The sequence below is a fragment of the Roseobacter sp. N2S genome, assembly GCF_031454055.1.
Lineage (GTDB): Bacteria > Pseudomonadota > Alphaproteobacteria > Rhodobacterales > Rhodobacteraceae > Amylibacter.
This window is the reverse complement of sequence record NZ_JAVDQB010000020.1, coordinates 1-856: the sequence shown is the minus strand read 5'-3', so window position 1 is coordinate 856 and position 856 is coordinate 1. Positions and strand designations below refer to the sequence as shown.

At 57.2% G+C, this 856-nt stretch carries 1 pseudogene; it reads left to right on the top strand.

Annotated elements, in window-relative coordinates:
* Positions 1–518: pseudogene (locus tag GGE09_RS23140) on the top strand (hypothetical protein); the annotation flags it as partial.
* Positions 519–856: the final 338 nt, after the last annotated feature.

Here is an 856-nt window from a genome sequence, read left to right as displayed (position 1 = left end):
GCGGCGGCGACGATCCGGTGGGTGGTTTGCTCGACGGTGTCATCGGTGAGGACGGTCTGCTCGGCAGCCTGACCGGAGAAGATGGCCTGTTAGGCGGTCTGACCGGCGGCGACGATCCGGTGGGTGGTTTGCTTGACGGTGTCATCGGTGAGGACGGTCTGCTCGGCAGCCTGACCGGAGACGATGGCCTGTTAGGCGGTCTGACTGGCGGCGACGATCCGGTGGGTGGTTTGCTCGACGGTGTGATCGGTGAGGACGGCCTGCTTGGCGGCCTGACCGGAGACGATGGCCTGTTAGGTGGTCTGACCGGCGGCGACGATCCGGTGGGCGGCTTGCTTGATGGCCTTACAGGCGGAGGCGATACTTTGGGTGGTTTGCTAGAGGGAGTGACTGGTGATGACGGCCTGATCGGTGGTCTGCTCGGGGATAGTTCCCCGTTGGGTGCCGTCACAGACACCACTGACCTACTTGGTGGTCTGACAGATATGCTCGGAAGTGATGATCTGGGTAACGTCTGACCTTGCCCACGTCCTAGGGCAATAGATCGAGGGAACGGCCTGTTTCTGTACTTTCGCCAAGTATGAGACAGGCCGTTCTATAATACGAGAGGCCTTTTTACAAAGAGGCCTTTATTTATAAACGTAACCGCCCCGCATAAGTGGCAGGAGCAACTCTACTTCAGTCAGAAAAATGAGGTGCAGGGTAACGCAGGATAGCAGCGGACCAATTTTTTGAGCGTGCAAGGAGCATGGCACAACATTTGAATAGCCCCTAGTTTCCTAGACACCTTCTTGGTTGTTATTTCGCTGTCTGTCTTCAAAGTCGACGGGCGACAGCATCCCGTTTCTGGCATGTT